19 protein-coding genes and 1 pseudogene are annotated in these 19,405 nt (G+C 42.8%); 10 read left to right on the forward strand and 10 right to left on the reverse strand.

Annotated elements, in window-relative coordinates; genetic code table 11:
- Positions 1–35 precede the first annotated feature (35 nt).
- On the reverse strand, positions 36–2,294 hold the full coding sequence (gene psaA, locus ABF638_RS00525; protein WP_435019259.1) for a photosystem I core protein PsaA: 2,259 nt from the start codon (positions 2,292–2,294) through the stop codon (positions 36–38).
- Between the two features lie 539 nt (positions 2,295–2,833).
- Here psaA and ABF638_RS00530 point away from each other — a divergent pair.
- On the forward strand, positions 2,834–4,519 hold the full coding sequence (locus ABF638_RS00530; protein ID WP_435019338.1) for a hypothetical protein: 1,686 nt from the start codon (positions 2,834–2,836) through the stop codon (positions 4,517–4,519).
- Here the strand turns inward: ABF638_RS00530 and glsA are convergent.
- Complete coding sequence (glsA, locus tag ABF638_RS00535) at positions 4,496–5,410, reverse strand: glutaminase A (protein ID WP_435019261.1); 915 nt, start codon at positions 5,408–5,410, stop codon at positions 4,496–4,498. The two genes, ABF638_RS00530 and glsA, sit on opposite strands and share 24 nt — an antisense overlap.
- An 82-nt stretch (positions 5,411–5,492) precedes the next feature.
- Entirely contained in the window at positions 5,493–6,341 is an 849-nt protein-coding gene (locus ABF638_RS00540) for an HAD hydrolase family protein (RefSeq protein WP_435019263.1), read from the reverse strand.
- Between the two features lie 383 nt (positions 6,342–6,724).
- On the opposite strand from ABF638_RS00540, the gene ABF638_RS00545 reads away from it, so the two are divergent.
- The 5 genes and pseudogenes from ABF638_RS00545 (at position 6,725) to ABF638_RS00565 (ending at position 11,385) form a co-directional block, all read left to right on the forward strand.
- A complete protein-coding gene (locus tag ABF638_RS00545; RefSeq protein ID WP_435019265.1) occupies positions 6,725–8,236 on the forward strand; it encodes a thioredoxin-like domain-containing protein in 1,512 nt (503 codons plus the stop codon).
- Positions 8,237–8,335: 99 nt separating this feature from the next.
- A pseudogene (locus ABF638_RS00550) lies at positions 8,336–8,905 on the forward strand (HAD family hydrolase); the annotation flags it as partial.
- A gap of 120 nt (positions 8,906–9,025) precedes the next feature.
- Entirely contained in the window at positions 9,026–9,379 is a 354-nt protein-coding gene (locus tag ABF638_RS00555) for a DUF952 domain-containing protein (protein ID WP_435019340.1), read from the forward strand.
- Positions 9,380–9,554: 175 nt separating this feature from the next.
- Positions 9,555–10,205, forward strand: a complete 651-nt coding sequence (locus ABF638_RS00560; protein ID WP_435019267.1) for a Uma2 family endonuclease — start codon at positions 9,555–9,557, stop codon at positions 10,203–10,205.
- A gap of 262 nt (positions 10,206–10,467) precedes the next feature.
- The gene (locus ABF638_RS00565) at positions 10,468–11,385 is read left to right on the forward strand and encodes an RluA family pseudouridine synthase (RefSeq protein WP_435019342.1); all 918 of its coding nucleotides are present in this window, start codon (positions 10,468–10,470) and stop codon (positions 11,383–11,385) included.
- Between the two features lie 247 nt (positions 11,386–11,632).
- Here ABF638_RS00565 and ABF638_RS00570 read toward each other — a convergent pair whose 3' ends face one another.
- From ABF638_RS00570 to ABF638_RS00580, 3 genes are all read right to left on the reverse strand, one after another.
- Entirely contained in the window at positions 11,633–12,400 is a 768-nt protein-coding gene (locus ABF638_RS00570; protein ID WP_435019269.1) for a phycobilisome rod-core linker polypeptide, read from the reverse strand.
- Positions 12,401–12,817: 417 nt separating this feature from the next.
- Positions 12,818–13,363 carry a hypothetical protein gene (locus ABF638_RS00575; protein ID WP_435019271.1) on the reverse strand — a complete coding sequence of 182 codons (546 nt, stop codon included), beginning with the start codon at positions 13,361–13,363 and terminating at the stop codon, positions 12,818–12,820.
- The gene (locus ABF638_RS00580; protein ID WP_435019344.1) at positions 13,360–13,977 is read right to left on the reverse strand and encodes a phycobiliprotein lyase; all 618 of its coding nucleotides are present in this window, start codon (positions 13,975–13,977) and stop codon (positions 13,360–13,362) included. The genes ABF638_RS00575 and ABF638_RS00580 overlap by 4 nt, the downstream gene beginning before the upstream one ends.
- 315 nt (positions 13,978–14,292) lie before the next feature.
- Here ABF638_RS00580 and ABF638_RS00585 point away from each other — a divergent pair, with 315 nt between their 5' ends.
- The 4 genes from ABF638_RS00585 (at position 14,293) to ABF638_RS00600 (ending at position 16,834) form a co-directional block, all read left to right on the forward strand.
- Positions 14,293–14,463 (forward strand): NblA/ycf18 family protein, encoded by a 171-nt coding sequence (locus ABF638_RS00585; RefSeq protein WP_238846266.1) that lies wholly within the window; start codon positions 14,293–14,295, stop codon positions 14,461–14,463.
- 394 nt (positions 14,464–14,857) lie between these two features.
- Entirely contained in the window at positions 14,858–15,415 is a 558-nt protein-coding gene (locus ABF638_RS00590) for a bleomycin hydrolase (RefSeq protein ID WP_181931967.1), read from the forward strand.
- Between the two features lie 85 nt (positions 15,416–15,500).
- A complete protein-coding gene (locus tag ABF638_RS00595) occupies positions 15,501–15,995 on the forward strand; it encodes a bleomycin hydrolase (protein ID WP_069074020.1) in 495 nt (164 codons plus the stop codon).
- A 230-nt stretch (positions 15,996–16,225) separates the two neighbouring features.
- Entirely contained in the window at positions 16,226–16,834 is a 609-nt protein-coding gene (locus ABF638_RS00600; protein ID WP_435019274.1) for a HEAT repeat domain-containing protein, read from the forward strand.
- Between the two features lie 51 nt (positions 16,835–16,885).
- On the opposite strand, the gene ABF638_RS00605 is transcribed toward ABF638_RS00600, so the two are convergent.
- The 4 genes from ABF638_RS00605 to ABF638_RS00620 form a co-directional block, all read right to left on the reverse strand.
- Positions 16,886–17,284: a helix-turn-helix domain-containing protein gene (locus ABF638_RS00605; RefSeq protein ID WP_435019276.1), complete on the reverse strand. Its 399-nt coding sequence runs from the start codon at positions 17,282–17,284 to the stop codon at positions 16,886–16,888.
- Complete coding sequence (locus tag ABF638_RS00610; protein ID WP_435019278.1) at positions 17,268–17,567, reverse strand: type II toxin-antitoxin system HigB family toxin; 300 nt, start codon at positions 17,565–17,567, stop codon at positions 17,268–17,270. Before ABF638_RS00610 ends, ABF638_RS00605 begins: the two co-directional genes overlap by 17 nt.
- 106 nt (positions 17,568–17,673) lie before the next feature.
- Positions 17,674–18,582 (reverse strand): HEAT repeat domain-containing protein, encoded by a 909-nt coding sequence (locus ABF638_RS00615; RefSeq protein ID WP_435019280.1) that lies wholly within the window; start codon positions 18,580–18,582, stop codon positions 17,674–17,676.
- A gap of 32 nt (positions 18,583–18,614) precedes the next feature.
- Positions 18,615–18,854: a hypothetical protein gene (locus tag ABF638_RS00620; RefSeq protein WP_435019282.1), complete on the reverse strand. Its 240-nt coding sequence runs from the start codon at positions 18,852–18,854 to the stop codon at positions 18,615–18,617.
- Positions 18,855–19,405 lie beyond the last annotated feature (551 nt).

The raw sequence follows: 19,405 nt of genomic DNA on the forward strand, positions 1-19,405 counted from the left end.
TCAGCACTCAGCACTCAGCACTCCACAACTGATTGCTACCCTACTGAAAGGATGTGTGCATGGAAGAATGCCCAAGTTGTGGCAATTCCTCCCAAGAGGTAGTGAGCTACCCCTACAGCCCGACCCTGAATAATGCTCAGAGCGCGAGGCTGAATTGCTGGTGCTACCTTCAGTTTGTTATGCGCCCAAACAATGGACTCAATCAGTTCTTGCCAGTAGCCGCGACCACTGAACAGGAACATCAAGCTGAATGCCCAGACAAAGTGAGCGCCTAAGAAGAGTAGACCATAGGCAGATAGCGCGCTGCCATAGGAATTGATGACTTGTGTAGCTTGTGCCCACAAGAAGTCTCGTAACCAACCGTTAATGGTAATGGCGCTTTGGGCGAAGTTACCACCAGTGATGTGAGTTACAGTCCCATCTGCATCTACGGTTCCCCAAACATCTGATTGCATCTTCCAACTGAAGTGGAAAATTACAATAGACAGGGAGTTGTACATCCAGAAAAGTCCGAGGAATACGTGATCCCAACCGGAGACTTGACAGGTACCGCCACGACCGGGGCCGTCGCAAGGGAAGCGGAAGCCCAAGTTTGCTTTGTCTGGAATCAGACGAGAGCTACGGGCGTACAGCACACCTTTGAGCAGAATTAGGACGGTGACGTGAATGGTGAAAGCGTGAATGTGGTGAATTAGGAAGTCCGCTGTGCCCAAAACAATGGGTGCAGCTGCCACTTTACCGCCAACAGCCAAGACACCGCCGCCAAAGACATAGCTAACTGGTTCTAGGGCATTGGGTGCAGTTGTACCAGGAGCCAAGGCGTGGATATTTTGTATCCACTGGGCAAATACTGGCTGCAATTGAATCCCTGTATCAGAGAACAAGTCTTGAGGACGACCCAATGCACGCATTGTGTCGTTGTGGATGTAAAGTCCAAAGCTATGGAAGCCAAGGAAAATACACACCCAGTTCAGGTGAGAAATAATCGCGTCACGGTGACGAATCACCCGATCCAGCAAGTTGTTTTGATTCACAACTGGATCGTAATCCCGCACCATGAAGATCGCAGCGTGAGCTGCTCCACCAACAATCAAGAAACCACCGATCCAAATATGGTGAGTGAATATGCACAACTGCGTAGCGTAATCAGTTGCCAAATATGGATAGGGGGGCATCGCGTACATGTGATGCGCGATGATGATGGTCAGCGAACCCAAGAAGGCTAAGTTAGTAGCCAACTGAGCATGCCAAGATGTGGTCAGGTTTTCGTAGAGACCTTTGTGACCTTCACCGGTGAAAGGACCTTTGTGGTTTTCTAGGATCTCTTTAATGCTGTGACCAATACCCCAGTTGGTACGGTATTGATGACCAGCAACGATAAAGAGAACTGCGATCGCTAAGTGGTGATGAGCAATGTCAGTCATCCACAAGCCGCCTGTTACTGGGTTTAGACCGCCCTTGAAGGTCAGGAAGTCAGCATACTGACCCCAGTTCAAGGTGAAGAAAGGTGCTAAACCAGCAGCAAAGCTGGGATACAACTCGGTCAACAAGTCTTTGTTCAAGATGAACTCGTGGGGCAAGGGGATGTCTTTGAGAGCAACACCTGCATCCAAAAGCTTGTTGGTCGGATTGGACACGTGGATTAAGTGACCTGCCCATCCCAAGGAACCACAACCTAGCAGTACTTGCAAGTGGTGATTCAGCATCGACTCCACATTCTGGAACCATTCCAGTTTGGGAGCGCGTTTGTGGTAGTGGAACCAGCCGGCAAATAGGAACAAGCCTGCTAATACCAAGCCACCGATCGCTGTTACATACAGTTGGAAGGAGTTTGTAATCCCCCAACCACGCCATACTTGGAACAAACCGGAGGTGATTTGAATACCGTGGAAACCACCGCCAACATCACCGTTTAAAATGTCTTGCCCGACAATGGGCCAAACAACTTGGGCACTTGGTTTAACGTTTAACGGGTCGCTTAACCAAGCTTCGTAGTTAGAAAACTTCGCGCCGTGGAAAATCATCCCGCTCAACCAAACCATCACTACGGCTAAGTGGCCGAAGTGGGCTGAGAATATCTTGCGGGATATATCTTCTAAATCGCTTGTATGTGTATCAAAATCATGGGCGAGTGCGTGCAGGTTCCAAATCCATGTGGTGGTTTTGGGACCTCTGGCTAAGGATCTGTCAAAATGTCCAGGTTTTGCCCATGCCTCAAATGAGGTTGGAACTGGGTCATTATCGACGATTACTCTTGCCTTTTTTTCCTCTCGCTCCGGAGGACTTATTGTCATTTGACCTCCTCTCTTGATAAGGAATGAGGAATCATGAATACCACAAAGTGAACCATTACCGGATACTCAGAATTTTACTGAAGCCGCGATGAAGACCCTATGTGGAGAGTTGTTTCTCGTTGAATTATAGAGTCTTCACCTGCACTTTGTTGGAGATATTTTAACAATAATTCAAACTTGGTGGAATATTGCTGAAATTCCCGCCTTATCTGCCTTTTAACGTCAAACTATTTGTCTAAAAGTCAATAGATTAACCATTTTAATTTACAAAGAATAACAATTCGTAAGTTTTATGGTTTTGCTGTATGTATTGGGCATTCCAGCTTTTACTACTATTACTCATGAACATTTGTGTCATCTTTCCATTGTGGTAAGTAAAAAGCTGTAAAAAGTATGACTTATTTTCAAATCTACTGAAATAGACACAGGAAAACTTAGGCGATGTGAGGTAGATTTCACCTTTTGGGCTATAGTTCCAGATGGACAGTTTGAGCGAAAATAATCTGTCAATTGTCGAAGACTATCACTGGGTGCAACGCATGAACTCGTGGCAGAAAAGGGTGTTAGAGAAGCTCCTACCTGAGAGGTTCCCGATTCTTAGGTGGATAATGACATTGTTGCTGGTATTAAGCTTGACCAGTTGCGGCGAGAAAGTCGCTAGCCAGGAAGTATCTAATAGCTATAGAGAAAACTCTCCACAGATTTCTCAAATTTCAAAGCAATTTTCGGAAGTTTCCCCACCATCTGTTATTCAAGAACTGCGGACAATTTTGGAAGTTTATCAGCCACAAGTGACAATTGTTACTCCAAAATCTGATGAAGTTTTCCAAGATAACAAAATCACAGCTAGTTTTCAGGTTAAGGATCTACCAATATTTAAAGACCCACAATTACAATTGGGGCCACATCTACACGTAATTCTGGATAATCAACCTTATATACCTGTTTACGACCTCAATCAGCCCTTGGTTTTGCCAGACTTGTCTCCAGGTACTCATACCCTGCGCGTCTTCGCTTCTCGTCCTTGGCATGAAAGCTTTAAGAATGAAGGCGCTTATGCCCAGACAACATTTCACGTCTTTACCAAAACCGACGACAACAACCCAGATCCTAAATTACCCCTCCTAACTTACAGCCGTCCTCAAAGTAGCTATGGGGCAGAGCCAATATTACTGGATTTTTATCTAACTAACGCTCCCCTACACCTGGTTGAGAAGGAAAACGCTAACGACGGATTTAGTGATTGGCGTATCCGCGTCACAATTAATGGTGAAAGCTTTATTTTTGATCGCTGGCAAGCTGTTTATCTTAAAGGCTTCCAAACTGGTAAAAACTGGATAAAGTTAGAATTTCTCGATAACCAGGGAAATCCTCTCAAAAATGCCTTTAATACCACAGTCCGGTTGATTGACTACCAGCCAAAGGGTAAAGACACTTTATCAAAAATTGTGAGAGGAGAACTCACAGCAGATGAGGTGCGGGGCATTGTAGACCCGAATTATAGACTTGCACCTAAACCTACACCTACGCCTTCTGTTGAAAAAACACCCGAAATACAACCGAAGCTAGAAAAACAGCCCATTCCGGAAACTGAAGTTCCCAAAGAATCTAAAACACAGCCAGAACAACCAAAATTGGAAATTCCAACGGCTGTACCATCTCCCACCTTATCCCCGATACCATCAGAAATAATTGAGTCTCCGGTACCAGAATCACAGCCAGAGGTAACGCCGACTCCTGAATCGACACCGTTACCTGAAAAAGTTGTCCCTCAACCAACAAAACCTAGATTTGGCGGATTTTTCAAACGTCAGGCTGGTAAAGTTCCCACACCACAAACAACAGTTGCACCATCTCCTACTTTGCCACCCACGCTGCCAGAGATTATCGAGTCTCCAGTACCAGAAATAATTACGCCAACGCCAGAACCACAGCCAGAGGTAACATCAACTCCTGAATCAACGCCGTTACCTGAAAAAGTTGCGCCTCAGACAAAAAAATCTAAATTTGGCGGATTTTTTAACCGTCAAACGGGCAAGACACCAACTCCACAAGTAACAGTTGCGCCATCTCCTAGTTTGCCACCAACGCTGCCAGAGATTATCGAGTCTCCAGCACCAGAACCACAACCGGAGGTAACGCCAACTCCTGAATCAACGCCGTTACCTAAAATAAGCGCTCCCGAAACAGAAAAACCAGAGTTAACCAAAAATACTCAACTGTAACTCTTGCGCTAAAGCCTCAACAAATGCGATCGCACCTACAGGATTTCCGATATCATCCAACCCAGGACTGTAGCAAGCGATCGCTCCCTCACCTGGTACTATTGCTACAAGTCCACCACCAATCCCTGATTTCATCGGCAAACCAATCTTGACTGCAAACTCGGCAGAAGCTTCGTACAATCCACAATTTAACATCACAGTATTGACAATTCGGCGGTTTTGTGATTTTAAAAAGTTATTTTCACAAGCTAAAAGTTTTCCTAACAAGGCTAAATCTTCAACTTGCCCAGATATACAGCATATTTGCTCGTAAGTGTCAAGTGCTGTTTCAATATTTTCTAGATGTCCAGCTTCGGCGAGATAGTTTGCGATCGCTTCATTGGCTGTTGAGCGGGTTAATCGCACTGAAGCCAGCGTTACCTCATCTAAGCTTAGTTGGCAACCGGCTAATTGGTTGAGCCATTGACAAAATAAAAGAGTGCGTTGATTTGCGTCCTTTCCTGGTAACTTATCAGCAAGCGTAATTGCCCCACTATTAATCATGGGGTTGCGGGGATAACCGCGATCGCTAACTAATTGTTTTAAAGAATTGAAGGGTGCATCCGATGGTTCCACCCCAACCCACTTAAAAACCGTTTCTGCTCCAAAATGTTCCAGCAGATAAAGGAGAGAAAATGTCTTAATCACGCTCATTAGCGGGAAAATACAAGCTATATCCCCAAAACTGATAGTTTTACCCGATTCACAGCATATATAGGCTGCAAACCAACCAGGATCAGCTTTAGATAATTGCGGAATGCGATCGATAATTTTTCCGTGTTCAGCTTTTGTTTTTGCTTGTTGTACCCAAGCTGACAACTCTATAGTAGTTAGTCTGTTAAGTCGTTTCAAAAGTGATGTCCGTTAAAACCATTTCTAGTTTATGCGGATACTGAAAGTTAGAAACTGGTAGTCCAGTCCCCAGTCCCTTTTTCTAAGCATATCTGTTCAACCAATTCTGATGAATGTATTTAACAACGCTATCTTCTGTGTTTGAGCCAATTTCTAATGTTGCATAACGTTTGAGTTTGGCATCTGCGTTAGCAACTGCAATGGCATGATTAGCAATTTTGAACATTTTGATGTCATTAATTTGATCGCCAAATACCACAATTTCACTTTCCTTTAATCCATAAGTCTCTACCAGAGTCCGAATGGCTTGGCCTTTTGTCGCTTTGCGGTCATGAATTGTTAACCAATACCAACCTGGAGAGTATTGGTTTTCCATCAAGTGTGTCTCTACACTAGTTTCATGTCTTTCAATAATCGCGCCTTGAAGTTCGAGTAATTCGTGTGCGTGACCAATCACTGTTAGACAAACAATTTGATCGCTAAAAGAATGTGTCAAATCTTCAATTGCTCGCAATCTTCGGTCTTTGCTGGTTAAGCGATCGTTAATATGCCAACGCATTCCATCGTTCATTACATTTTTATAGTAAACACAATCTTCTGTGCCATTAAAACTAGATACAAAGGGAACACAGCCAAACTCCAGGATAATTTTGTAGATACTTTCAACTACAGAAGGGCAAATAGAATTTATGATTTCATGTCTACCAGAATCCAAATCAGAAATAAAAGCACCATTAAATTCAATAATCGGGAGACGAAGATTCAAATCTTTCAGAATGACCTGCATAGAAACAACGCTACGCGCACTAGCTACAGTAAACTGGAGTCCTTGATGCAAGAGTTCAGAAAGTATTTTTTTGCTGAACGAAGAAAGAATTGCATTATCTCCAAGCAATGTACCGTCTAAATCTGAAATATAGAAAGTGTTCATAAACTTTCACTGACACTAGTTGAGAAGATAATTATAATTTAAATTACGTTAAGTCGCTAGACTTAGAGTATTTTGCAAGAATTAAGTTTGACTATTTGTGGATTTTGATTTCACTGATCTAGACTGTTGTCTACCTTTTATTGTGTATCAACTGTGCATAAAATAAGCAAATTATGCATCAATACAGTTCAGTTAGTGTCAAAAACCTTAAGTTGTGTAAGTTGGGTTTAGGAACGAAACCCAACATTTCCAGGGCTTTGTTGGGTTGCGCTTTGCTTCACCCAACCTACATTTTTTTTTAACTGAACTGTATTGAATTATGCATGACAAACACTCTTAACTTAAAGTTAAATTAATGAGCTAATTTTAGTAAAGGATACTTTATGATTCCCCGTGTTAGAGCGCCAGAATTACCACAAAATTACTCTTGGCTAAATACCGATAAGCCTTTATCTCTTAAACAATTCAAAGGTAGAGTCGTAATTTTAGATTTTTGGACATACTGCTGCATTAATTGTCTGCATATTCTGCCAAACTTGAAATATTTAGAACAAAAATATAAAGATAGCCTTACTATTATCGGCGTTCACTCCGCCAAATTTGACAACGAAAAAGAAACAGAAAACATCCGTCAAGCCATACTACGTTACGACATTGAACATCCAGTTGTAGTTGACAGAGATTTTCGGATTTGGCAAGAATATGCTGTGCGTGCTTGGCCTACGTTAATAATTATTGATCCAGAAGGTTACGTGATTGGCCAGATTTCTGGTGAAGGAAACCGTGATACTTTAGACGAGTTGATTAAAAAGTTAATTCAGCAACACCAAGACAAAGGCACAATTAATTTTCAAGAAATCAGCTTAACTTTAGAAAAACAGCGCCAACCATTAATCACACCCCTAGCTTTCCCTGGTAAAGTTCTAGCTACTCCGATGGGTTTATTCATCGCTGACTCTGGACATCACCGTCTGGTTGTGAGTAGCTTTGATGGAGAAATTTTGCACTTAATTGGTACTGGAAAATCAGGTTTAACCGATGGTGCTTTTAACGAAGCGCAATTTTTTGCACCACAGGGAATGGCTTATGATACCGAAAATCAGATTCTTTATGTTGCTGATACAGAAAATCATGTTCTGCGGCGAGTTGATTTAAAGCGCCAAGTAGTTGAAACTATTGCAGGAATAGGTGAACAAAGCCGTAATATTCATCCTCATGGCGGTGCTGGTTTAGAAACCGCGCTGAATTCCCCTTGGGATTTAGTGAAAGTGGGAAATACCCTATTTATTGCAATGGCTGGGCCGCATCAAATCTGGGAAATGGATTTGGAAAATAGCATCATCAAAACTTATGCTGGTATTGGTGCAGAAGCGTGTATTGATGGTTCACTTACCGAATCTGCCTTTGCACAACCTAGTGGTATTACTAATAATGAGCAAGAATTATATATTGCTGACAGTGAAGTTAGTTCAATTCGTGGTGTTGGAATTGTCGAACCGTACCAAGTGCGAACTGTTTGCGGTAGTGGCGGTTTATTTGACTTTGGGGATGTAGATGGACAAGGTGAAGATGTCCGTTTACAACATTGTTTAGGAGTGGAATATGCCCATAATTTTCTGTGGGTGGCAGATACTTATAACCATAAAATTAAATTAGTTAGTCCGAGTGGAAATTGTCAAACAGTTTTGGGAGATGGTTTTGCTGGTTTACAAAATGGTCAAGGTAAAAATAGCCGCTTTTTTGAACCTTCGGGATTGAGTGTTATGGATTCATATTTATATATTGCTGATACCAATAACCATGCTATCCGTCGCGTAGATTTGAATACTTTTGAGGTAAAAACCCTAGAGTTTATTGGGTTATGTGCGCCAGATGTTTGTATTCCGCCGAATTGATAGAATCATAACCTCATGCAAAAGCACAAAGAAAAGCTCTGTATCTGGAGTGTCTAAGCGTGATATTTTAAAGAAGAATTTTGTAGAGCGATCGCTTGTATGCAATTAGTAATTTTTGATATTGATGGTACACTAACAAATACCTACAAAGTTGATGAAGATTGTTTTAAACGTGCTTTTGCATTAGAATTTGGAATTTTTGGTGTACATACAAATTGGTCTGAATACTCATACACCACAGATTCGGGAATTACACAGGAAATTTTCAAAGAAAAATTAGAACGTCTTCCTTCAAATGAAGAGTTAGTCAGAATTAAAGCGCGTTTTGTTAGTCTACTCCAGGAAGCGTATATTAATAACCAAGATTTATTCAGCGAAATACCTGGTTCTGCAAAAGTATTAGCTAAATTACAGTTATACCCTGATTGGTGTGTTGCGATCGCAACTGGTGGTTGGCGTGAGTCTGCTAAACTAAAACTTCAAAAAGCCAACTTAGAAATAGAAGGCATTCCGTTCGCCTCAGCTAATGATGCACTTTCGCGAGAAGATATTATTAAAACAGCTATTATCAAAGCAGAGAATCTTTATCAAGTTGAAAAATTCCAGAAAGTTGTTTTTGTCGGTGATGGTGTTTGGGATGTAAAAGCTGCCTATCGGTTGAATATTGCTTTTATTGGCATAGGTGATAAGAAATTAACAAATGTAGGCGCTACAAAAGTAATTAAAGACTTTACCAATTTAGAAGATTTCCTGAAAATATTACAATCCGCAGAAATTCCTAGATTTTCTATGAACACTATTATTCACATTACCAAACGCCAAGAATGGGAAAAAGCAAAAAATCTCGGTACATATCGCGCTGATTCTTTAGACAGTGAAGGTTTTATACATTGTTCAAAATCAACGCAAATACTCAAGGTTGCCAAGAGATTTTTTGATAATCAAAAAGAATTAGTACTACTTTTTATTGATTCGGAAAAAGTACAAGCTGAAATTCGCTATGAACCTGCTGAAATAGGTGAATTATTTCCTCATATTTATGGTGAATTAAATATTGATGCTGTGTATCAAGTGATTGATTTTGAAACTGGGGAAGATGGTTTATTTGAGTTGCCGCAAGAAGTTATAAATTTAGAATTATGAACCGCAGAGGCGCAGAGGACACAGAGGAGAAGAGATGGAAAGAATTTAAGCGTTCGCCTTTGGCGTTGGCGAAGCCATCGCTTTTGGGGCGTTTGCTAAATCAAATTTGGGAAAATTCCCTTTTCGCTCATCTCGAATTTGAGTAAAAATGAAATTATTTAACAACTAACATCCTATGGTTACTCTTCAACTCAGCCAAATTCGAGTTCCACCAGGGCAAAGAATAATACTGGAAGATGTGAGTTGGCAAGTATTTGAAGCAATTCTCAACGAGTTAGGGGAACATCGCGGGAGTCGAGTAGCATACAGCCAAGGAACGTTAGAAATTATGGCTCCATTACCAGAACATGAGCGGTCTAAGGTAATCATCGGAGACTTGGTGAAAGCTTTGCTAGATGAACTCGATCTAAATTGGGAATCTTTAGGTTCAACTACCTTTAAGCGAAAAGATATAAGTGCAGGTATTGAACCTGATGATTGTTTTTATATTCAAAACTATAAGCTAATGATTGGGAAAGACAGGATCGACCTAACTGTTGACCCTCCTCCTGATTTGGCGATTGAAATTGATGTCACCTCTAAAACCCAAATTAGTGCCTACGAAGCGTTAAGAGTACCTGAAATTTGGCGATATGAAAACAAAAACCTAGAAATTAGCTTGCTGCAAGGTGAACAATATGTGAAGTCTCTCATCAGCCCCACGTTTCCTACTTTTTCTATCACGGAACTCATTCCCCGGTTTGTGGAAATGGCACGAACTACAGGAATGAGTTCAGCACTTAGAGTATTTCGACAATCAGTAAGAGAACAAATACAAGACAGCTAAGGCAATAGAATTCACGGGTATATGATAACTCTCGTCCGCTAAGGTCAAATCAAGGTTTTGCCTGAGTAGATGCGATTTCTAACCGCCAAATTAAAGGCATTCCGCGCTTTACTTAAAGAAGGGGAATTAATATAGAGTAATTGTGACCGAATTTAATTTACAAATCCAAGAAAATAGCGATGGCTGCGCCAACGCCAAGGGCGAACGCTTATCAACTCCACTGGAGGATGCTTTACCTAGCTTGCTTCCCCTTCAGAGTACGATACACTGCATCAACACCAAAGGCGATCGCCTTGACCGTTTCCTTTCCCAAGAATTACCTGACTTATCCCGTTCTCGCATCCAACAGTTAATCGAACAGGGTAACGTCCAACTTAACGATCAAGTTTGCACATCTAAGAAGATCAATGTCAAGCTAGGCGATCGCATCACTCTCGAAATACCAGAAGCACAACCCCTGGAACTACTAGCAGAAGATATCCCCTTAGATATCCTCTACGAAGACGACCAGTTACTTATTCTTAACAAACCCGCAGGTTTAGTTGTCCATCCTGCGCCGGGTCATCCAGATGGCACTTTGGTAAATGCTTTATTGGCTCACTGTCCCAATCTACCAGGAATTGGCGGAGTCCAACGTCCGGGAATCGTCCATCGATTGGATAAGGATACAACAGGAGCGATCGCGATCGCTAAAACAGATATTGCCCATCGTCATCTACAAGCACAACTCAAAGCAAAAACTGCACGGCGAGAATACTTGGGCGTAGTTTACGGTGCGCCAAAAACTGAAAGTGGCACCATAGATTTGCCCATTGGTCGCCATCCCCAAGACCGGAAGAAAATGGCAATTATACCCGTTGAACAAGGTGGACGATCTGCCGTCACTCATTGGCAAATACTAGAACGCCTTGGTAACTTCACCTTGATTCACTTTCAATTAGAAACTGGACGCACCCATCAAATTCGTGTCCACAGCGCCAAAATGGGACATCCAATTGTCGGCGATCGAGTTTATAGTTCTGGTCATTCAGTAGGGGTAAATTTGCCCGGTCAAGCACTACACGCTTGGCGACTAAAATTGCAGCATCCTCTTTCTGGGGAGTTGATTGAGGTGACAGCTACTCCTCCCGCCCACTTTACAAAACTTTTGGAGATGTTAAAAAGACGAACTGTACTTTAAGCACATCCCACGCCTGAAACTAGCCCCATTTCACATACATTGAGCCATTGATAAAAAACCAAAAACCATACTCAATGCCCAATTCCCAATCCCCAATTCCCATTAACAACTAGCGTGCATCAGACATGGGATAGAGTCTGTTTCACTTAGTTATACCTAAATAAAACTCCTACATAACCCAAGACTTATGCACGCTATAAAATAATCAATCAAATGGATGTACTAGCCAGCCACCGATCAAAAATCGTTATTTAATTCCTGCCAGTTGCCGATAAGGTACAGACTTCTCGATATCGATGTTGAATGACGAGATCCTTTGTGGTGCATTGCCAGTTGCATTGACACTTTGTGCCATAGACAGGAATAGAGCTGGATCGCCAGCTTTGGGCTTTTGCTCTTGTGGAAGGAATCTGCGTACTTCGACCTGCCAAATGATTTGGGGGAAACCCAGTTTGGTACGGTGGTAATCTTCGTATCGTGGTGATTTGATGTTGAATGGCAACTCACCCGCAGATTGAGATGGCAGTATCCGACGGCGCTGATAAGGCACTGTAGAGTATCCAAAATTGCTCAGGTACTCTTCGGTGTTGAGTACTTCATCAACCAAGCCTACAATACCCTTGGTAGCAACTACAATTGACCAAGCAATTTTTTCGCGCTCGTTGTATGGGTCGCGTCCTAAAACCCGCTGAATTACTTGCTCAACAAAGCGATAATTATTGTTGAGGTCGTAGAAGCTTTTCTTAAAGGTATTAGAAAGCAGTAACCCACGAATAAAGTCCCGCACTGTAATTTGTCCATTACGGAGTTGAGACTCTAAATATGTTTCGCGATCGGCAGCAAAGGCATAAAAGAAAATTTGACGATATGCTGCTTCAATCAGATCACCTAAATCTGATGGAGAAAGTATATTGTCTGTAGTAAAAATCCTGGGCTGTTCATCACCTGGTACTTCATATCCAGCTACACGCTGATTTTGACTTGAAGGATCATACGTTAACAGAGGAATTGACACTCTAAAGCCTCCATGTTTCTTAATTAAAGTTAACAACTTTAAATCACATATTAAGGGAGTAGTTGGATCAGAACCTCAGATTCTGATAAAATTTCACGAAACTTAACTAAGGGCAATTTCAGTATTCGTAGGAGAAAATGATTAGCCCGCTGGATTTAACCCATAGCTAATTAATAAAGGGAGAAGGGCTTCCAGCTTAATGGCTACGTAAATGACTCAAAAAGCTTTGTTCACATATTTTAGATTAGAAGATTCCGTTTCACCTTTTTGAACTAAGGCAATGATTTTTAACATTTAGCAAAAGAAATTAATGGCGAATTGGGGACTGGGGATTGGGGACTGGGGACTGGGGACTGGAAATTGGTTATTCTCCTCTGCTCCTCTGCTCCTCTGCCTCCCCTGCCTCCCCTGCCTCCTTCAATGACCTATCCAAAATTTCAGAGGGTCTATGGTTGACTTACAGTAAGGCCAGCTACGCAAAGTTGCTTCCATCCCTACCTCCCAGTAAGGTGGTTCCAATCCCAGTCCTAAACATAGATGAGATAGGATGCTAGCAAACTGCTCGTTGTGACCAAAGTCTCCTAAATGGGCATGGGCGTATTCATGGACGACTACACCAAACCAGTCTTTAGGTTCAACTCGACCGACATCTACCAAAATGGTGGTTGGGTTCGTGAGAATGTTGCACAGCCCATCTATGCCGAAGGATTGAGCTATGGGTACTGCAAAAATTTGGATGTGGCGACGCTCTTGGGGATGAAAGCACTCATGACAAACTTCTAGATAGGCATTTATCTGAGCGTTTACGGTGTTAATATTTTCACCGATCCAAGTGCAAATGGGAATGCGATCGCGCAGGTTATCAAACACATCCACCATACCCGGTTCTAGGGCAAGTCCCTGTACTAGACGCAGGTAATCTTGCCCACGAGTAAAAGCATCACTCTGCTTGAGATAATTCACCAGCCCAAAACTGAATAAAACTGTCTTTTTTCCAGAACATCCGGCCCTTGTGTTTCTGTTACTTCTGCTGTGCTGGAAACCTCAACAGAATTATCAATGCGGGTTTCAGAACAAAATGATGCTGTACTGAAGCCGCCAAATCGTTTGACTGTACTGGTTCGCAGTCGCATATTTGGGCTGGCAAACCAGAATCGCTCAATGGAACTCATTGTTTCGTATTCGGTTGTCAGCACCAGTCCATCTTCATCATCCATGTGAAAAAGACCGACTACAGGCACTATTTCGGCGTAACCTCTTTCGCGGAGTAATTTGCCTTGCCTTGGGTTATCGCTATCAGGCACGATCGCAAATATGGTTTTCCCCTGATGATTTTCCTCACCCTCTCTATCCCATGCCATAGTGCCTAGCCAACGCACACGTGACCCACCTATTGAAAGGCTGGGGTCAATCTCATGATACTGGCACAGTTCAATGATTTCTGGATGATCGGCATCTAGAGTTTCTACCTGTATATCTGATTCTCCCGTCTCTGAACGCTTGAAGGCCAGATGATGAGTTGCACGTTGCGATCGCCACTTACCAGCACTTAGCTGAAAAAATTCCATTGCGTCTATCAATCTTCTGACTCCTACTTATTACTCCTGCGGATGATGTTTTCCTTGTTCTTTCTTTTTACAGTTGTTGGTATATAAACATTCTAAACATTACAGCTATTAGCGGTCAGCTTCAATAAACTCCCTACAAAGGGAGAGGCGGACGTGTCGTTGTGTAATTGTAAACTTTTATGGGGACTATTTCTTATGGCTTGACAATGTAGACGTTTTAATATCTCAGTGCTAGACTATTAGGAAGCAATGTCAATGACAGCTTACGCCTTCACACTAGCGGTAACAACACATACCCTTCGATCCAGTCAATCCGAGGAGTGAATGATGGACTTCCCAATCGAACTAACTTTAGAGCAACAGTTTCGTTTACAAAATTTGAAAGACCAGGTAAAAAATTTGAGTCAAGAAGAAGCTCAGGATTTTTTGTTAGAAGTCTTACGGCAGATGATGGTGAAAGATAATTTGGTCAAACATCTGCTCAAACAAGCTTAATCAATTAAAAAATAAGATTTTTTCCTTAAGACTTACGCAGTGGCAGAGTTCCATTGAAACGCGTAAGTCTTAATTTTTTGGGCATTGGGAATTGGGCATGGTGAGAAAGAATTTTATCAAGAAGGGAAAGGGGAAACATGAAGAGTGCTGAGTGCTGAGTTGGGTAAAAATCTTGCTCCTTGTTGACAGTCTGTTTCTCCCTTTTCCCTAGTCCCCAGTCCCCAATCCCCAGTCCCCAATCCCAAATTAAATATTACAGATTATTACTTTGTCTCTCATAGTAAAGACTAGGGTACTATTGATCCCCTATGTTTTTGTTTGGCTACTCACAGTTAATCTGATCGAGAACACGCCAGAAATAATATCCGCCATTTGTGAATATTAAGGAGAACTCATGGTTCTTGATGCTTTTTCCAGAGCTGTAATTGCGGCTGATGCCAAAACCGCTCCTATCGGTGGTGCTGACTTGGCAGCCCTTAAGTCTTTCATCGCTGAAGGCAACAAGCGCCTTGATGCAGTGAATGCGATCGCCAGCAACGCTAGCTGTGCGGTTTCTGATGCCATTGCAGGGATTGCTTGTGAAAACACAGGTTTGATTCAATCTGGTGGTAACTTGTACCCCACCCGTCGGATGGCTGCTTGCCTACGTGATGCTGAAATCGTTCTGCGCTACGTAACTTATGCGCTATTGGCTGGCGATTCTTCCGTATTGGATGATCGTGCTTTGAACGGTTTGAAAGAAACCTACACAGCTTTGGGCGTACCCACAGGATCTTCTGTACGCGCTTTCCAAATCCTGAAGGCTATTAGCGTCGCTCACATCACCAACACCAACACTGAAGCTAACGCTGGCAAAAAGTTCCGCAAACTGGACACTCCTCAAGGCGACTGCTCTGCTCTAGCTGCTGAAGCTGCTAGCTACTTCGATCGCGTTATTTCTGCTCTGAGCTAATTGCTAATCGCTAACGCCTAAAGCCTATTAGTCAAGCCAACTGAAATAAAAACTCGATCAAATCTAATCTGGAGTATAAAAAGCAATGAAATCAGTTATCACTACGGTTATTGGAGCTGCTGATGCAGCAGGTCGTTTCCCAACCTCCTCTGATCTAGAATCAGTTCAAGGTAGCATTCAACGTGCTAGTGCTCGTCTAGAAGCTGCTGAAAAGCTAGCTGCTGGTATCGATAACGTAGCTAAGGAAGCTTATGATGCTGCCTTCAAGAAATATCCTTACCTCACCCAAGAAGGCGAAGCTGGCGCTACCCAAGTCAAAAAAGACAAGTGCCTCCGCGACATCAAGCATTACCTACGCTTGATCAACTACAGCTTAGTTGTGGGCGGTACTGGCCCTCTAGACGAATGGGGTATTGCAGGCGCTCGTGAAGTGTATCGCTCTTTGGGTCTGCCCACAGCTCCTTACGTTACCGCGATGACTTACACCCGCGATCGCGCTTGCTCTCCTCGTGACATGTCTCCTCAAGCATTGGTTGAGTTCCGCGCTCTCCTCGACTATGTAATCAACTCCCTGTCATAGTGACACGGATTGACTAGACGAGCGATAGTCATACTCTAAAACTTAGGGACTCTCAGTCTGTTGCTTTGCCTGTATCTGGTTGAGTGACTGACCAAGAGTCCCTCAGTTGTTACTAATTCGTAATTCGTAATGACGCTCTCTACGAAACGCTAAAAGCGAACGAATACTCGCTAACGTAATTCGTAATTCATGATTGAATTTGGGGGATTTAGACAGGAAAATTTGATTTTATGACAATAGATTCTCTATTTGAACAGTTAAAACACCCCAACCCCAATCTGCGGGAACGGGCTATGTGGGAACTGGCTGATGTCCGTGATGAAAATACCATTCCTCGGTTGATGGGCATTTTGGATGAGGAAGATGTTACCTACCGTCGAGCTGCGGTAAAGGCACTGGGTGCTATTGGTACGGACGCTGTACCGCTACTGACAGAGTCATTAGTAAATAGCGATAATGCGACCATTCGGGGTAGCTGTGCTAAGGCACTGGCACAGGTTGCTGCTAACCATCCCGATGTTCCTTTCCCGGCTGAGGGCTTACAGGGATTAAAAACAGCGCTCAATGACCAAAATCCCGTTGTTTATATTGCATCAGTGATGGCGCTGGGTGAAATTGGTTCTCCTGCTTTTGAGGTTTTGACTGAAGCTTTGAAAACAATAGATAACGTTGCAATGGCTGTAGCGATCGTCAATGCACTCGGTTCGATGGGTGATATCCGAGGAGTAGAAGTGCTGACAGCATTGACAAATGATGAATCTATTGAACCGTATGTTAGAGAGTCCGCAGTCAGTGCTTTGCCTCGATTAGATCAGGTGATTAAGTATAAGAGAGAGTAGCGATCGCTCTTAAATACAACTACTTTTATCAATCCTAATAGACCAGATACATTAGATGAATAGACTGGGTGTCACCTTGAAGTAATCTCCGAGTGCCTTAGCTTGTGCCTTACTAATCGACCGCTTACCGTTCACAACCTCAGACACCACGCCGCTCGATCCGATGATGCCCACCAAGTCAGCTTGACGAGTATCACTCGCTTCCATAATGTGTTGGAGAATTTCATGCGGTGCAGATTCATCCATTGGATAGTTCTGTGCCTCATACGCTTCAATCAGCGTTACTATCAGCTTATGCAGAGCTTGTTCTTCTGGAGTCCGGTTCTTGCAAAACGTTAGGCGCTCTGCCACAGCTAGGGCGCGATTGTATTCCTCTTCCGTCTCAATGACCTTGGGGGCAACTTCAGCTAGTAGACTACTATAAGCAGCTTGGTCAAAAGTAAGGGTCATTTTTCCATTTACCTTTGTCGTATTCGGCATGAGTTAGAAAGTATTTGTAGTAAAGCGTTTGGTTTTCGTAGTCAATACCGACAATCAGGCGATAGTCATTCCCTTTGATGTTAAAGACTGTAAAATTTCCAACCGCTTCAGCATCTCGATAAATTTTACGAACTTCCTCCAAGTTTTGCCATTCCACCTTCTTGACGGTTGCGTACCAGTCGTCAATTTGCTTTTTGACATCGGGGTATTGGACAGTATCAATGCGGAGATTCCGAATCGCAATCAGATGCATTCGTGTCTAAGTTCTCTAGCCATATTCATTAATTAACGAAAAACTAATTGCTGCTTAAATACTCTCAAAACGAGAGGAAGATGTCAAGTTGTAAATATGCATCGACCTATTCCCAAGCATCTTCTTCTAGCTGTCTCTCAATTTGAGAAATCGCTAACTTAATCACTGCCTGAACCCCCGCTTCTTTTTCCTCAGTTAATGCAGCTTGCAGTGGTTCTAAAGCAGTGCGATCGCCAATTTTCATCAATGCTAAAGCCGCCGCTTTTCGAGTTTCCCAATCGGCATGATGCAGTAACTCAACCAGATTAGGAATTGCTGGTTGATAGGCTAGGCTGCCTAAAGCAGATGCAGCTTCACACCGCACGATTAAGGATGAATCAGTGAGAGCGTTCACCAGAATGTGAAATGCTCCTTCTTCAGTGCCTTCTTGAGCGATTTTAGCGATCGCACCTACCACCCCAGCCCGAACTTCAGCCGAGTCTGAGTTAATCTCTCGATATAAATGCTCCTTCGCTTCTGCCCCAATAAATCCTAACGCCCATACCGCATGACCTTTGGCACTTTCCGGATACTCGGTTGACGCTAAGATTTTCAGCAACGCTGGTACAGCTGCCTCGCCTATTTTGGCAAGCCCCCCCACCGCCGAGGTTTTGACCACGGTATCTTCATCATTTAAAAGAGCGTTGACCAAAGTGGGAACTGCGATCGGGTCAGCGATGAGTGTCAGGGTTTTAGCACTGGCTCTCCGCACAACTGGGTTTGGATGATTTGCCACAGCTTCCATCAATAAGGGGGTCGCTGGTTTACCAATTTTACCCAATGCCTCTGCGAAACTCAACCTAACCATACCCCGTGAGTCCCCCATACTCTCAACCATCCGCTGTATTAGCTCTTGGTCATCGGGGTTAAAGGTGTTTAAGCTTAATTGCTCACTCACCGCTGCAAATAAAGCATCAGTTTCTACATGGGACAGATTTAACAAATCAGCCCCGGATTGAGTTTCGGAGTTGAGCATATAACTTCTAGCTAAATTATTAAAATGAATTACTAGTTGCTGACACTCAAGGCAGCCTGTTGATTACGGAGTTCCTGGAGAGCAGAATCAATCTTGGTAAGCTCAGGCTCTAGTTTTGCCATGACGTTTACTCTCATTAATTTAGCCCGTTTTGCTGTTTCCGTAGTTTCTTGGATTAGACGTTCCCGATATTGCTCAAGTTCTGCAATAACTTCTGCTACATCTTGGGCGGTTACGTTATTGTTTGTTGTGAATTCTGAGGTTTCATCCATAAGTTTTGTTTCCTAAATGCGTGTTTATCAAAGAAGGCAGGAGGCAGAGGGCAGGAGGCAGGAGGAAAACTGCTCTCTGTCTCTTGTACCGCGACCAGATGGGTCTTGGGTTTAAGACAAGAACTTCAAATTTTCAATTTGGGGCTGCTTTTTCAGGAGGGGTTTGAATACCCAACTGAGGTAAAACATAAAAGCTTTCTGCCTTCTGCCTCCTGCCTCATGCCTCCTTCAAATGAATGATGTGTTTTTAGTCTTCCAAAGAATGTTTGTATTTGCTTATTCGCTAAAGACCAGTAATTAGCTATTACATAAAACTGAACAATTGGCAAGAGGCAACTACCTAATAGCTGACAAATGCATATATTCCGATCTTCTCAGATCGAGTTACCACTGGTAAAGCTTTTTTACGGAATTCTTCAAAAGTTGAACCCAACTACAGCTTTTGCTCCAAGTTCTGATAAGTATTTTAAGTAAGTCGGTGAGAAAAATTCAATGTATATGAAGAAATATAAATTAGCTGTAAGATGTGTTAATGCCGTAGGCTAACGCAC

It is taken from the genome of Nostoc sp. CALU 1950, assembly GCF_051172895.1.
In the GTDB taxonomy this organism is placed as follows: domain Bacteria; phylum Cyanobacteriota; class Cyanobacteriia; order Cyanobacteriales; family Nostocaceae; genus Nostoc; species Nostoc edaphicum_A.

Excerpts from the sequence above, each read along its gene's own strand:
- psaA (WP_435019259.1), bottom strand. The coding sequence starts at position 2,294 with ATGACAATAAGTCCTCCGGAGCGAGAGGAAAAAAAGGCAAGAGTAATC.
- ABF638_RS00530 (WP_435019338.1), top strand. The coding sequence starts at position 2,834 with ATGAACTCGTGGCAGAAAAGGGTGTTAGAGAAGCTCCTACCTGAGAGG.
- ABF638_RS00540 (WP_435019263.1), bottom strand. The coding sequence starts at position 6,341 with ATGAACACTTTCTATATTTCAGATTTAGACGGTACATTGCTTGGAGAT.
- ABF638_RS00545 (WP_435019265.1), top strand. The coding sequence starts at position 6,725 with ATGATTCCCCGTGTTAGAGCGCCAGAATTACCACAAAATTACTCTTGG.
- ABF638_RS00555 (WP_435019340.1), top strand. The coding sequence starts at position 9,026 with ATGAACACTATTATTCACATTACCAAACGCCAAGAATGGGAAAAAGCA.
- ABF638_RS00560 (WP_435019267.1), top strand. The coding sequence starts at position 9,555 with ATGGTTACTCTTCAACTCAGCCAAATTCGAGTTCCACCAGGGCAAAGA.
- ABF638_RS00585 (WP_238846266.1), top strand. The coding sequence starts at position 14,293 with ATGATGGACTTCCCAATCGAACTAACTTTAGAGCAACAGTTTCGTTTA.
- ABF638_RS00590 (WP_181931967.1), top strand. The coding sequence starts at position 14,858 with ATGGTTCTTGATGCTTTTTCCAGAGCTGTAATTGCGGCTGATGCCAAA.
- ABF638_RS00595 (WP_069074020.1), top strand. The coding sequence starts at position 15,501 with ATGAAATCAGTTATCACTACGGTTATTGGAGCTGCTGATGCAGCAGGT.
- ABF638_RS00600 (WP_435019274.1), top strand. The coding sequence starts at position 16,226 with ATGACAATAGATTCTCTATTTGAACAGTTAAAACACCCCAACCCCAAT.
- ABF638_RS00605 (WP_435019276.1), bottom strand. The coding sequence starts at position 17,284 with ATGACCCTTACTTTTGACCAAGCTGCTTATAGTAGTCTACTAGCTGAA.
- ABF638_RS00610 (WP_435019278.1), bottom strand. The coding sequence starts at position 17,567 with ATGCATCTGATTGCGATTCGGAATCTCCGCATTGATACTGTCCAATAC.
- ABF638_RS00615 (WP_435019280.1), bottom strand. The coding sequence starts at position 18,582 with ATGCTCAACTCCGAAACTCAATCCGGGGCTGATTTGTTAAATCTGTCC.
- ABF638_RS00620 (WP_435019282.1), bottom strand. The coding sequence starts at position 18,854 with ATGGATGAAACCTCAGAATTCACAACAAACAATAACGTAACCGCCCAA.